12 protein-coding genes are annotated in these 12,368 nt (G+C 41.6%); 7 read left to right on the top strand and 5 right to left on the bottom strand.

All coding sequences use genetic code 11. The features are described from left to right. Positions 1 to 26: 26 nt before the first annotated feature. The 5 genes from jag to NFS43_RS19215 form a co-directional block, all read right to left on the bottom strand. Positions 27 to 653, bottom strand: a complete 627-nt coding sequence (gene jag / locus NFS43_RS19235) for an RNA-binding cell elongation regulator Jag/EloR (RefSeq protein ID WP_251554405.1) — start codon at positions 651 to 653, stop codon at positions 27 to 29. Continuing rightward, positions 650 to 1,423 (bottom strand): YidC family membrane integrase SpoIIIJ, encoded by a 774-nt coding sequence (spoIIIJ, locus tag NFS43_RS19230; RefSeq protein WP_251554404.1) that lies wholly within the window; start codon positions 1,421 to 1,423, stop codon positions 650 to 652. The genes jag and spoIIIJ overlap by 4 nt, the downstream gene beginning before the upstream one ends. A gap of 134 nt (positions 1,424 to 1,557) precedes the next feature. After that, entirely contained in the window at positions 1,558 to 1,908 is a 351-nt protein-coding gene (gene rnpA, locus NFS43_RS19225; protein ID WP_251554403.1) for a ribonuclease P protein component, read from the bottom strand. 207 nt (positions 1,909 to 2,115) lie between these two features. Further along, on the bottom strand, positions 2,116 to 2,250 hold the full coding sequence (gene rpmH / locus NFS43_RS19220; protein WP_066059809.1) for a 50S ribosomal protein L34: 135 nt from the start codon (positions 2,248 to 2,250) through the stop codon (positions 2,116 to 2,118). A 71-nt stretch (positions 2,251 to 2,321) separates the two neighbouring features. Next, complete coding sequence (locus NFS43_RS19215; protein WP_251554402.1) at positions 2,322 to 2,462, bottom strand: hypothetical protein; 141 nt, start codon at positions 2,460 to 2,462, stop codon at positions 2,322 to 2,324. A gap of 616 nt (positions 2,463 to 3,078) precedes the next feature. On the opposite strand from NFS43_RS19215, the gene dnaA reads away from it, so the two are divergent. The 7 genes from dnaA to gyrA all read left to right on the top strand — a co-directional run bounded on the left by dnaA (position 3,079) and on the right by gyrA (position 12,084). After that, on the top strand, positions 3,079 to 4,425 hold the full coding sequence (dnaA, locus tag NFS43_RS19210; RefSeq protein WP_251554401.1) for a chromosomal replication initiator protein DnaA: 1,347 nt from the start codon (positions 3,079 to 3,081) through the stop codon (positions 4,423 to 4,425). 192 nt (positions 4,426 to 4,617) lie between these two features. After that, a complete protein-coding gene (gene dnaN, locus NFS43_RS19205) occupies positions 4,618 to 5,754 on the top strand; it encodes a DNA polymerase III subunit beta (RefSeq protein ID WP_251554400.1) in 1,137 nt (378 codons plus the stop codon). A gap of 112 nt (positions 5,755 to 5,866) precedes the next feature. Further along, positions 5,867 to 6,082, top strand: coding sequence for a S4 domain-containing protein YaaA (gene yaaA / locus NFS43_RS19200; protein ID WP_251554399.1), 216 nt, complete (start codon positions 5,867 to 5,869; stop codon positions 6,080 to 6,082). An 18-nt stretch (positions 6,083 to 6,100) separates the two neighbouring features. Further along, complete coding sequence (gene recF / locus NFS43_RS19195; RefSeq protein WP_251554398.1) at positions 6,101 to 7,219, top strand: DNA replication/repair protein RecF; 1,119 nt, start codon at positions 6,101 to 6,103, stop codon at positions 7,217 to 7,219. 13 nt (positions 7,220 to 7,232) lie between these two features. After that, positions 7,233 to 7,478 carry an extracellular matrix regulator RemB gene (remB, locus tag NFS43_RS19190; RefSeq protein ID WP_251554397.1) on the top strand — a complete coding sequence of 82 codons (246 nt, stop codon included), beginning with the start codon at positions 7,233 to 7,235 and terminating at the stop codon, positions 7,476 to 7,478. A gap of 71 nt (positions 7,479 to 7,549) precedes the next feature. Then, the gene (gene gyrB / locus NFS43_RS19185) at positions 7,550 to 9,472 is read left to right on the top strand and encodes a DNA topoisomerase (ATP-hydrolyzing) subunit B (RefSeq protein ID WP_251554396.1); all 1,923 of its coding nucleotides are present in this window, start codon (positions 7,550 to 7,552) and stop codon (positions 9,470 to 9,472) included. An 89-nt stretch (positions 9,473 to 9,561) separates the two neighbouring features. Beyond that, on the top strand, positions 9,562 to 12,084 hold the full coding sequence (gyrA, locus tag NFS43_RS19180; protein ID WP_251554395.1) for a DNA gyrase subunit A: 2,523 nt from the start codon (positions 9,562 to 9,564) through the stop codon (positions 12,082 to 12,084). Positions 12,085 to 12,368: the final 284 nt, after the last annotated feature.

The raw sequence follows: 12,368 nt of genomic DNA, 5'->3' as shown, positions 1-12,368 counted from the left end.
ATGCCTTTTCTCGACATGCTATATTTCTATAATTTTTTTAATGGCGAAATGACCACAAAACGATGGGGTTCTGTTCCATCTGAAAGTGTTTTTACCCGATTGTTTTCAGATAAGGCGGTATGGATGATTTTTCGCTCATAGGAAGGCATCGGTTCCAGCGCCACATCTTTTCCTGACTTCACCGCCTTTTGTGCAAGGCGGTTTGCCAGTTGAACCAAGGTTTCACTTCTTCTGTTCCGGTAATCCTCCGCATCTAGAATAACGGTAAAAAACTGTTCCGAATGGCGATTGATGACTAATTGGGTCAGGTATTGGAGCGAATTTAACGTTTGGCCCCGTTTGCCGATCAACAAAGCGATTTTTTCGCCCGAAAGCATAAAATAAACCTGTTTTCCTTCCCTTTTTACCTCAATCTCAACGGGAGCATCCATTGACTTTCCTACTTCATGGATAAACTTCCTCGCTTCATCAATCGGGTCAATCTTTATTGTGACTTTCACAACAGCCGGGCGTGACCCAAAAATGCCAAAAATCCCTTTTTTGCCTTCATCAATAATATCGACTTCTGCGCGGTCTTTGGTTGTATGTAGTTGAGCTAAAGCTGATTCTACTGCCTCTTCGACGGTTTGTCCTGTAGCAGTTACCTGTTTCACTTTTTTGCTCCTCCCGCTTTACCGGTGGCTGGCGCCTTCAACTCCGGTCCTTTTATGAAATATGTTTGCACAATAGTAAAGATATTTCCAACAACCCAGTACAGGGACAGCGCTGCCGGGAAATTAAACGCAAAAATCACAATCATAATCGGCATCATCCAGAGCATCATAGCCATTTGCGGGTTTTGATTATTGCCGGCCATCATCATTTTTTGCTGAATAAAGGTCGTGATGCCTGCTACAATCGGCAAAATGTAATAAGGATCCTTATCACCTAAATCAAACCATAGGAAATTATCCTGAGCAATCTCCCTGGTTCTGCTAATGGCATGATAGAAGCCAATGAGAATCGGCATTTGTATGATTAATGGGAAACACCCTGCCATCGGATTGACGCCGTGCTTTTGAAACAAGGCCATAGTTTCCTGCTGCAGCAATTGCTGCGTTTTTTGGTCTTTTGAACTGTATTTCTTTTTGAGCGCTTCCATTTCCGGCTGAATGGCCTGCATAGCTTTAGAGCTTTTGGTTTGTTTGATCATCAGCGGCAAAATGATCAGCCGAACGATAATCGTTACAACAATAATGGACAGTCCAAAGCTGCCTCCTAGCCAATCGGCCATGTGGACAATCAGCCATGATAACGGATAGACAATGTATTCATTCCAAAAACCTGTACTTTCTGCAGTAATTGGCTTATTGATCTGGCTGCATCCAGTCATCAGCAAGAATACCGAAACGATCCCGAATAATAGTAATATTCGTTTTTTCAACCAAGTTTTCCTCCTCTATTTCATGTAGTATCAAGCAGATTTCAGACATATGTATATTTCAATTGCTATTTTACCATTTTCATTACAAGCTTGTCTTCAACCTCTTGATGATGTTGGCAAAATTTCCTTATTCGTTACTTATTAGCCCGCTTTAGCACCTTTCCAACTTTTAATACATGCGTTAAACTGCTTTTCACCTCAAAAAAGTCCATATCTGCTGCAGGTTTTCGGGCAATAATCACATAATCATTGCCAAAAATGATTTGATCGTTTAATTCTAAAATGGCCTGTCTTATATTTCGTTTAATCCTGTTCCTTGTTACCGCGTTGCCAAGCTTTTTGCTGACTGATAAACCAATGCGGAAATAATCCTGGTTTTCTTTTGGCAGCGAGTACACTACGAATTGCCGATTAGCAAATGACCGACCCTTTTGGAATACCGCCTGAAAGTCATTATTTTTCTTGATCCTAAATTCTTTTTTCAAAAGTTACCACCTTCAGTCTGGTCACGGTTTTATATGTAAGGCTATGGGCTTTCCGCTCCAATTAACAAGCGTACAAAATCAACCATAACCCTTATGTTAAAAAGATCTTCTTGCTTAACAGTTTAGTCAAAGCGCCCAGTTAGATAAACATGACTAGGCGCTTTTGCATTCTTATTAGAAAAAAGACCACTGAGACGTTTCAGTGGTCTAAGCTGATAATACTTTTCTTCCTTTACGGCGACGGCGGGCAAGAACCTTGCGTCCGTTTGCAGAACTCATGCGGCTGCGGAAACCGTGAACTTTGCTGTGCTTGCGCTTATTTGGTTGATATGTTCTTTTCATTATATGACACCTCCCTGAGGAATTGCTGCTTATATGGTTATAGACAGTCTTATATATTATAAAGAGACCAACTAGAAATTGTCAACCACTGTCCCTATATTGTTCATTTTCCAATTTTTCCTCCACTGAACTTCTTGATCTTCAAAAAAATTCCCGGGTGCTTCCGCTTTTCTGGTATTGTCCAGCTCCAGCACCCAGCGCCTAGTGTCCATCGCTCTTCTCCCTGCGATAAGTCAACATCGGTTCGCTATGCTCACCGTGTTTCCTTTATCTCAGTTAAAGCGCTCCTGGCCATACGGCGCTCCCCGGGTGCTTCCGCTTTTCTGGCTGTGGATAAAATAATCGACATTTTTTTCGTTATCCACACAAGATATTGACAGGTTTTTCACAAACCATCAACCTGTGGACAATTTTTATTCACAGCTGGATCACTTGTGGATAAACTTTCAAAAACCATTGCATACCATTGTATTATTTGATATTATATTTGTGTTTTCACTCTGAATATCTTGAACTCATATCTTTTTTATCCACAGAATGTGGATAACATGTGGACAGTTTATTCAGTGGTTCTGTAAAAAGTTGTCCACAAGAGGTGGATATTGTCGAAACTCCACATTTTTTCCTTATTATATGTTTTTCCACAATCACTGTTTCGTAAAATGATAAATTCATAGCTTTTATTATATGCAGAATGCACTTATTTCATTAATTTTTTATAAAAAATGCGCAGCAGGGATAAAAGCTTTTCATATCGGAAATCGTTTTAGGGAGTATCAACTAAACCACTGTCATTTCATGCTATTTTTTTAAAAGGAGGGATACTTGTTGGAAAACATTGCGGATCTTTGGCATGCAGCCCTAGCCAATATTGAGAAGAAAATCAGCAAACCCAGCTTTGATACCTGGCTCAAGTCCACAAAAGCTCATTCCCTTCAAGGAGATCTGCTTATCATAACAGCTCCGAATGAGTTTGCCCGGGATTGGCTGGAAGAGCGTTATTCTCAATTAATTTCTGGAATCCTCTATGAAATTACGGGAGAGGAACTTTCCGTAAAGTTTATTATTCCGCAAAATCCAAAAGAGGAAGAATTTGAAATTCCGGCACCGGCGAAAAAGATAAAAAAAGACGATGATCATACTGATTTTCCACCCAGTGTCTTAATCCCTAAATATACTTTTGATACATTTGTCATTGGTTCCGGCAACCGCTTTGCCCATGCAGCCTCGCTGGCTGTTGCAGAAGCGCCGGCAAAGGCCTATAATCCGCTATTTATTTATGGAGGCGTCGGTTTAGGGAAAACTCACTTAATGCATGCCATCGGGCACTATGTACTGGAACATAATCCGTCTGCAAAAGTGGTTTATTTATCATCAGAAAAATTTACAAATGAATTTATTAATTCGATTCGGGATAATAAAGCCGAGAATTTCCGCAATAAATATCGAAACGTGGATGTTCTTCTGATAGATGATATTCAGTTTTTGGCCGGAAAAGAATCAACTCAAGAGGAATTTTTCCATACATTCAACAGCCTGCATGAGGAAAGCAAGCAAATTGTCATTTCCAGTGATCGGCCGCCGCGGGAGATTCCAACACTAGAGGACCGTCTCCGTTCTCGGTTTGAATGGGGGCTTATTACCGATATCACTCCTCCTGATCTGGAGACGAGGATTGCTATCTTAAGGAAAAAAGCGAAAGCAGACGGATTGGATATTCCAAATGAAGTCATGCTCTATATCGCCAACCAAATTGACTCGAACATTCGTGAGCTAGAGGGTGCATTGATCCGCGTTGTTGCTTATTCTTCCTTAATTAACAAAGATATTAATGCTGATCTTGCGGCAGAGGCATTAAAGGATATTATTCCAAGTTCAAAGCCAAAAGTGATCACCATCCATGAAATCCAAAGGGTTGTCGGCGAACATTTCAATATAAAGCTGGAGGATTTCAAAGCTAAAAAAAGGACAAAGTCCATTGCTTTTCCAAGGCAGATTGCCATGTATTTGTCGCGCGAGCTGACCGATTATTCGCTTCCTAAAATCGGTGAAGAATTTGGCGGCAGGGACCATACTACTGTGATCCATGCCCATGAAAAAATTTCTAAGCTGCTCCAATCAGATTCACAGCTGCAAAAGCAGATGAAAGAACTGAATGAATTGTTGAAAGTTTAGTATTTATGTGAATAACTCAACCACATCCATACACAGTCTGTCCACATGTGGATAGGCTGTGTTTCCGTGTTACAATAATAGTTATCCACATATCAACAAGGCCTACTAGTACTTCTACTGATTTTTTTTAAAAAAAATAATAATATATGCCATTAGCAATAAAAAAATTCTTAAATCGGAGGATATAAAAAAATGAAATTTATCATCCAACGGGACCGCCTGGTACAAAGTGTTCAAGATGTCATGAAAGCCGTCACTACACGCACTACCATTCCTATTCTGACCGGCATTAAAATTACTGCCGCTGCAGACGGAGTTACGTTGACCGGAAGTGATTCAGACATATCCATTGAATCCTTTATTCCAAATGAAGAATCTGGCGATGAGATAGTTGAAATCAAACAGCCAGGGGCCATTGTCTTACAGGCTAAGTTCTTTAGTGAAATCGTTAAAAAACTGCCAACCGATTCCGTCGAGATTGAAGTGCTGAACCACCTGCAAACGGTCATCCGATCCGGCAAATCTGAATTTAACTTAATTGGGCTGGATGCAGAGGAGTACCCTCACCTGCCGCAAATTGAGGAAAACAATAAATTTCATATTGCTGCCGACTTATTAAAAGCGATGGTCCGCCAAACACATTTTGCCGTGTCCACCTCAGAAACACGCCCCATCTTGACAGGTGTAAACTGGAAGATTGAAAATGGCGAGTTAACCTGTATTGCAACAGACAGCCACCGTTTGGCATTAAGGAAAGCAAAAATTGAAACGGAAAATGATGAAACCTACAATGTAGTCATCCCTGGAAAAAGCTTGAATGAGTTAAGTAAAATTATTGATGATTCCAATGATCTAATTGATATTGTCATCACCGAGAATCAAATCCTGTTCAAAGCCAAACATTTATTATTTTTCTCTAGATTGCTGGAAGGAAACTATCCGGATACTTCCCGATTAATTCCTGCAGACAGCAAAACAGACATTACGGTCAATACAAAGGAATTTCTCCAGGCTATAGATCGGGCATCCTTGCTGGCACGTGAAGGGAGAAACAATGTGGTCAAGCTGTCGACCATTGATGGCGGCATTATTGAAATTTCCTCCAATACACCAGAGATCGGAAAGGTTGTCGAAGAAATTCAAAGTGAATCCATTGAGGGAGAGGACTTAAAAATTTCCTTCAGCGCGAAATATATGATGGACGCTTTAAAAGCTCTTGAGGGCCAAGATATTCACATTAACTTTACTGGAGCCATGCGCCCATTTGTGATTCGCCCGCTTCACGATGAAACCATCCTGCAGCTGATTTTGCCGGTAAGAACCTACTAAAATCAGATAAGCCACCAATTATGGTGGCTTTATTTTTAGCAATCCTTTGAATCCATCAGAGTTTTTTAGTAAAATAAAGTATTGAGACCATTTTAGGAATGAGGGTGAAGATTTGCCTGAACAAATAAAGCTCGATACGGAATTTATTACTCTAGGGCAATTTTTAAAGCTTGCAGATGTCATTTCAACAGGCGGTATGGCGAAATGGTTTTTAAGTGAACATGATGTATTTATCAATGGCGAACAGGACCAAAGACGAGGCAGAAAACTTCGTGCCGGCGACAAAATTCAAATTCCCGGCTTTGGAGAGTTCATGCTTACCCAGTAACTAAAGGATGACGTTTACATGCATATTGAAAGTTTAGCTTTAAAAAATTACCGGAATTATGAGGAACTGTCCATTGGATTTGAAAATAAAGTAAATGTCATCTTAGGTGAAAATGCCCAAGGCAAAACAAACGTCATGGAATCCATTTATGTATTGGCCATGGCCAAATCACATCGAACCTCAAATGATAAAGATCTTATTCGCTGGGATCAGGATTATGCTAAAATAGAAGGCAGGGTTCAAAAACAGCATAGTTCCTTGCCGCTGCAATTAGTCATATCCAAAAAGGGAAAAAAAGCAAAATTAAATCATATTGAGCAGCAAAAACTAAGCCAATATGTCGGCAATATGAATGTCGTGATGTTTGCTCCTGAGGATCTCAATTTAGTAAAAGGAAGTCCACAGATCCGCAGGCGCTTTATTGATATGGAAATTGGACAGATATCGCCAATTTACTTACATGATATGAGCCAATATCAAAAAATACTCCAGCAGCGAAATCATTTCCTGAAGATGATGCAACTGAAAAAGCAGACCGATGAGACGATGCTCGAAATTTTGACCGAACAATTTATCCAGATGGCGGTAAAGATCGTTCGGAAACGTTTTGAGTTTCTTCACATGCTTGAAAATTGGGCAAAACCGATCCATCAAGGAATTTCAAGAGGATTGGAAACACTTCAAATCAGCTATAAACCGTCGGTGGAGGTATTAGAAGACCAAGATTTGTCGAAAATGATAGCAAGCTTTGAGGAAAAATTTTCTAAGGTTAAATCAAGGGAAATGGATAGAGGAACCACCTTGTTCGGACCGCATCGGGACGATTTGCTGTTTTTTGTAAACGATCGGGATGTTCAAACATTTGGCTCTCAGGGCCAACAGCGTACAACAGCTCTTTCCGTTAAACTGGCAGAAATTGAACTGATTTATTCAGAAATGGGAGAATATCCGATTTTACTGCTAGATGATGTTTTATCAGAATTGGATGATTATCGCCAATCCCATTTGCTCAATACCATTCAAGGAAAGGTCCAGACCTTTGTGACAACAACAAGTGTGGATGGCATTGACCATCAAACATTAAAGGAAGCTGCCACCTATGAAGTGGCCGCTGGCGTGATTAAGAAAGTTCATTGAGGTGGGAACGAACATGTATCTTCATATCGGGGAAGATCTCAATATAAGAGCAAAAGATATTATTGCTATTTTGGATAAAGGAGCACAAAATTCCGAACTGGTAGGAGAATTTTTAAACCATCACCAAAAGCAGGCGATCAATCTTTCGAAGAATCCTTATAAATCGATTGTCATTACGTCTGACAATGTCTATCTGTCCCCCATCGCTTCCGGTACGTTGAAAAAGCGTTCCAGCCAAATTTATATACATGAATTTTAAGTCTTATTATTTTGTAACATGAATGAAAAATAGAGTAATTTCGGCAGAAAGCGCAGGTGATTCAAGTGACAATGGATCAAAAAGCAGTTCAGGAGCAGGAGTATGATGCAAGCCAGATACAAGTGCTTGAAGGCCTAGAGGCAGTTCGGAAACGTCCAGGCATGTATATTGGTTCAACAAGCAGCAGAGGTCTGCATCACCTCGTATGGGAAATTGTAGATAACAGTATTGATGAGGCGCTCGCTGGCTACTGTACTGAAATCAATGTCACGATTGAGGAAGACAACAGTATTACCGTAAAGGATAACGGGCGGGGGATCCCTGTTGGTATTCAAGAAAAAATGGGGCGGCCGGCTGTTGAGGTTATTATGACTGTGCTCCACGCCGGAGGAAAGTTTGGCGGCGGGGGATATAAGGTCTCCGGTGGACTTCACGGGGTAGGCGCGTCTGTTGTGAACGCCCTTTCCACTTATTTAGAAGTGTTCGTCCATCGTGATGGGAAAATCCATTATCAAAAATACGAGCGGGGTGTACCAACTGCGGATTTAAAAGTCATTGGAACGACCGACACAACGGGAACGATTACTCACTTTAAACCAGATGGTGAGATCTTTACCGAGACGTTAGTTTACGAGTATGACATTTTAGCGAACCGGATCCGCGAGCTTGCTTTCCTAAACCGCGGTCTTAAAATCACCATTGAAGACAAGCGGGAGGAAAACAAACGCAATGAGTACCATTATGAGGGCGGAATTAAGTCCTATGTCGAACATTTAAACCGCACAAAAGAAGTGATTCACGAAGAACCAATTGATGTCGGCGGTGAACGGGACGGAATCAGTGTAGAGGTTGCCCTGCAGTACAATGAGGGGTATACCGAGAGCATCTACTCCTTCGCGAATAATATTCATACCTATGAAGGCGGCACACATGAATCAGGGTTTAAAACAGCCCTGACCCGGGTAATTAACGATTATGCCCGTAAAAACGGGTTGATTAAAGAAAATGATGCCAATCTGTCCGGTGAGGATGTGCGTGAAGGATTGACAGCTATTATCTCGGTCAAACACCCTGATCCGCAATTTGAAGGGCAAACGAAAACCAAGCTTGGCAACTCTGAAGTCAGGGCGATTACCGATACGATTTTTTCAGGGGCTTTTGATAAATTTTTATTAGAAAACCCAACAGTGGCCAGAAAGATTGTCGAAAAAGGGTTAATGGCTTCAAGGGCAAGATTGGCAGCTAAAAAGGCCAGAGAGCTGACCCGCCGGAAAAGCGCGCTGGAAGTATCCAGTTTACCAGGGAAATTAGCTGATTGTTCTTCAAAGGATCCTTCTGAAAGTGAATTGTATATTGTAGAGGGTGATTCCGCAGGCGGATCGGCCAAACAAGGGCGGGATCGCCATTTCCAAGCGATTTTGCCGCTTCGGGGCAAGATTTTGAACGTAGAAAAAGCAAGACTTGACCGGATTCTTTCCAATAACGAGGTCAGAGCAATGATTACCGCAATTGGAACGGGAATCGGCGAGGATTTTGATATTGCAAAAGCCCGTTACCATAAAATCGTGATTATGACGGATGCGGATGTCGATGGCGCTCATATTCGAACCCTTCTGCTTACTTTCTTTTACCGCTATATGCGGAAAATATTAGAAGCGGGTTATGTCTATATTGCACAGCCGCCTTTATATAAAGTCCAGCAGGGCAAACGGATTGAGTATGCTTATAACGATAAGGAACTGGACCGGATTTTTGCGGAGCTGCCAAGCCAGCCTAAGCCAAATATCCAGCGTTATAAAGGACTTGGGGAAATGAACCCTGAACAATTATGGGAGACAACGATGGACCCGGCACAAAGAACCATGCTTCAGGTAAGTCTCGAGGATGCGATAGAGGCCGATGAAACCTTTGAAATGCTCATGGGTGAAAAAGTGGAACCGCGCCGTAACTTCATTGAAGAGAATGCGCAATATGTTAAAAATCTAGATATATAATGCATCTAAGAAGGATTAAGGGTAGCGGGTTGACCACTATCCTCCTTTTCTTTTTTTGTTATAGGGAATCCCAATAGGAGGTACCAAATATGGCTGAAACACCAAATTCTCAAATTAAAGAAATCAATATTAGTCAGGAAATGAAGACTTCCTTTCTTGACTATGCAATGAGTGTTATCGTTTCTCGTGCCCTTCCCGATGTGCGGGATGGATTAAAACCGGTTCACCGCCGTATTCTTTATGCTATGCATGATCTTGGAATTCATGCGGACAAACCTTATAAAAAGTCAGCCCGTATCGTCGGGGATGTTATCGGTAAGTATCACCCGCATGGTGATTCGGCGGTCTATGAAACCATGGTCCGGATGGCCCAGGATTTCAATCAGCGCTACATGCTTGTAGACGGACATGGAAACTTCGGTTCTGTGGACGGCGATTCTGCAGCTGCCATGCGTTATACAGAATCGAGAATGTCCAAAATATCAATGGAATTATTAAGAGATATTAATAAAGACACCATTGATTATCAAGACAACTACGATGGTGAGGAACGGGAGCCAGTTGTATTGCCGGCCCGCTTCCCTAACCTTTTGGTAAACGGTACAACAGGGATTGCCGTAGGAATGGCAACCAATATTCCCCCGCATCAGCTCGGTGAAGTGATTGACGGTGTTTTGGCGTTAAGCCATAATCCGGATATCACTACTCAAGAGTTAATGGATATCATTCCAGGTCCAGACTTCCCTACTGGAGGGATCATTCTTGGCCGCAGCGGTATCCGCAAAGCCTATGAGACAGGCCGCGGGTCCATTACCTTAAGAGCCAAAGTGGAAATTGAGCAAAAAGCCAACGGCAAGGAAACAATTATTGTCCATGAAATTCCTTACCAAGTAAATAAAGCGAAACTAATTGAAAAAATTGCGGAATTGGCCCGTGATAAAAAGATTGAGGGAATAACAGACCTTAGAGACGAATCAGACCGAAGAGGGATGCGGATTGTCATCGAGGTCCGCAAAGATGCCAATGCCAATGTTATTTTGAATAATTTATATAAACAAACCGCTCTTCAAACCAGCTTCGGCATTAATATGCTGGCACTAGTTAATGGCCATCCAAAGGTTTTAAGCCTAAAGCAGTGCGTCGCCTATTACCTGGATCATCAAAAAGTTGTGATCCGCAGGAGAACCGAGTTTGAACTTCGTAAAGCAGAGGCCCGCGCCCACATTTTAGAGGGCTTAAGGATTGCTTTAGACAACTTGGATGCGGTCATCAATCTCATTCGCAGTTCCCAAACAACGGATATTGCCCGCGAAGGCTTGATGACACAATTTAACCTTTCTGAGAAGCAGGCCCAAGCCATACTAGATATGCGTCTGCAACGCTTAACCGGTTTGGAAAGGGAAAAAATTGAAGAAGAATTTCAAAGCCTTGTAAAGCTGATCGCTGAGTTAAAGGCGATTTTAGCTGATGAAGAAAAGGTGCTGGAAATTATCCGTGAGGAATTGCTTGAAATTAAAGATCGCTTCAATGATACTCGCCGCACTGAAATTGCGGCAGGCGGAATTGAAAACATTGAGGATGAAGATTTAATTCCACGAGAAAATGTGGTCATTACCTTGACCCATAACGGCTACATTAAACGTCTGCCTGTTTCCACTTATCGTGCCCAAAGACGAGGCGGAAGAGGTATCCAAGGAATGGGTACACATGAAGATGATTTTGTCGAACACTTATTGACGACATCTACTCATGACACGATTCTGTTCTTTACAAATAAAGGGAAGGTTTACCGTTCTAAAGGATATGAAATTCCTGAATTCAGCCGTACAGCCAAAGGGATTCCTATCGTCAACCTGTTGGAGATTGACAAAGGAGAATGGGTAAATGCGATTATTCCTGTTTCAGAATTTGTTGATGATTGGTTCTTATTCTTCACGACAAAAGAGGGAATTTCCAAGCGTTCGCCATTATCTTCGTTTGCCAATATCCGCAATAATGGTTTAATTGCGATAAGTCTTCGCGAAGGGGATGAGCTAATCTCTGTCCGCCTTACAGACGGAAGTAAGGATATGATTATTGGCACGAAAAAAGGCATGCTAATCCGCTTCCCTGAAACGGATGTAAGGTCCATGGGACGAACCGCAACGGGTGTAAAAGGAATTACTCTGGATTCAGATGATGAAGTGGTCGGGATGGAAGTTCTAGAAGAGGATCATGATGTATTAATTGTTACGAAAAACGGCTATGGAAAACGCACTCCAGCAGCGGAATACCGAATTCAAGGCAGAGGCGGCAAAGGGATTAAAACCTGCCACATTACCGAGAAAAACGGAAACCTCGTTTCGATGAGGGCTGTAACGGGCGAAGAAGACCTAATGCTTATTACAACAGGCGGTGTGCTGATCCGGATTGATGTTGCAGGCATTTCTCAATTAGGACGGAACACACAGGGGGTTAAGCTCATTAGTCTAAAAGAAAGTGAAAATGAGTACGTGGCCACCGTTGCTCAGGTAGAAAAAGAGGATCCAAGTGAGAACGAGGAAGACATCGATGTTGAAAACGCCGAACTAGAAACTCAACAAGCTGATTCCACAGAAGATAGTGAAGAATAATTATGAAAAGGGACATCTTAATAGGTGTTCCTTTTTGTTTCCTGTTTGCATCATGATAAAAGTAAAAAAACAATAAAAAGTATGTTGACTTTTATTTTGTCAGGTGGTATATTAATAAAGTCGCTTGTGGGCGACGATGAAAAATTGGTCTTTGAAAACTAAACAAACAAAAACGTCAACAATAAAATATTCGTTTCTTTTTGAAATGAAGCCAACGTTATTTTTTATGAGCTATATCAACTTTCTTGGAGAGTTTGATCCTGGCTCAGGACGAACGCTGGCGG

The sequence above is a fragment of the Neobacillus muris genome (assembly GCF_943193175.1).
Lineage (GTDB): Bacteria > Bacillota > Bacilli > Bacillales > Cytobacillaceae > Neobacillus > Neobacillus muris.
This window is presented reverse-complemented; position numbering and strand designations above follow the sequence as displayed.

Excerpts from the sequence above, each read along its gene's own strand:
- gyrB (WP_251554396.1), top strand. The coding sequence starts at position 7,550 with ATGGATCAAAAAGCAGTTCAGGAGCAGGAGTATGATGCAAGCCAGATA.
- rpmH (WP_066059809.1), bottom strand. The coding sequence starts at position 2,250 with ATGAAAAGAACATATCAACCAAATAAGCGCAAGCACAGCAAAGTTCAC.
- remB (WP_251554397.1), top strand. The coding sequence starts at position 7,233 with ATGTATCTTCATATCGGGGAAGATCTCAATATAAGAGCAAAAGATATT.
- recF (WP_251554398.1), top strand. The coding sequence starts at position 6,101 with ATGCATATTGAAAGTTTAGCTTTAAAAAATTACCGGAATTATGAGGAA.
- dnaN (WP_251554400.1), top strand. The coding sequence starts at position 4,618 with ATGAAATTTATCATCCAACGGGACCGCCTGGTACAAAGTGTTCAAGAT.
- gyrA (WP_251554395.1), top strand. The coding sequence starts at position 9,562 with ATGGCTGAAACACCAAATTCTCAAATTAAAGAAATCAATATTAGTCAG.
- NFS43_RS19215 (WP_251554402.1), bottom strand. The coding sequence starts at position 2,462 with ATGGACACTAGGCGCTGGGTGCTGGAGCTGGACAATACCAGAAAAGCG.